Here is a 251-nt window from a genome sequence, read left to right as displayed (position 1 = left end):
CGGGTTGGCAAATGCAGCTGTCGTACGCCTATGTCGACCGCCGGTTGCCCCAGGGCTTCATCACGCAGGTCGGATTGCCGCGTCACATCGCCAAGCTGTACACCACCTACCGCCTGCCCGGCGACTGGAGCGCCCTGACGGTGGGCGGCGGTGTGCGCTGGGAAAGCCAGAGCGGCTATTCCATGCGCGGGCCCGGCGGCAGCCAGGCCGAGTCGTCGCAAGGCGCCTATGCACTGCTGGATCTGATGGCC

General features: G+C 67.7%; 1 protein-coding gene. It reads left to right on the top strand.

The window, feature by feature from the left end; all coding sequences use genetic code 11:
• Positions 1–11: 11 nt before the first annotated feature.
• The coding region (locus SB751_RS33430; protein ID WP_410749425.1) for a TonB-dependent receptor domain-containing protein at positions 12–251 on the top strand (240 nt) is incomplete at its 3' end.

The sequence above is a fragment of the Cupriavidus sp. SIMBA_020 genome, from assembly GCF_046535395.1.
Classification (GTDB): Bacteria; Pseudomonadota; Gammaproteobacteria; order Burkholderiales; family Burkholderiaceae; genus Cupriavidus; species Cupriavidus campinensis.
The sequence above is the reverse complement of the archived record's forward strand: the minus strand, read 5'-3'. Positions and strand labels throughout refer to the sequence as shown.